This window comes from Psychrobacter sp. MES7-P7E (assembly GCF_002863645.1).
Taxonomy (GTDB): domain Bacteria; phylum Pseudomonadota; class Gammaproteobacteria; order Pseudomonadales; family Moraxellaceae; genus Psychrobacter.
Genome location: NZ_PJBU01000068.1, coordinates 1 through 213, shown reverse-complemented (window position 1 = coordinate 213; position 213 = coordinate 1). Strand labels below are relative to the sequence as shown.

The 213-nt window shown below is 48.8% G+C and carries 1 protein-coding gene; it reads left to right on the top strand.

The genetic code is table 11. The annotated features are described in order from the left end of the window. A partial coding sequence (locus CXF62_RS01530) for a transposase (protein ID WP_145990529.1) occupies positions 1 to 213 on the top strand: 213 nt, incomplete at both ends.

Here is a 213-nt window from a genome sequence, read left to right as displayed (position 1 = left end):
CAAGACATCTTAATCGCTTGTGTTGACGGTCTAAAGGGCTTCCCTGATGCCATTAACACCGTCTATCCAAAGGCACAGGTTCAGCTGTGTATCGTACACATGGTGCGCTATTCAATGAAGTTTGTGCCGTGGACGGATAAAAAGGCCGTAGCGGCTGATTTAAAGGCCATTTACGGCGCTGATACCCTTGAGATGGCAGAGGCCAATCTTGAG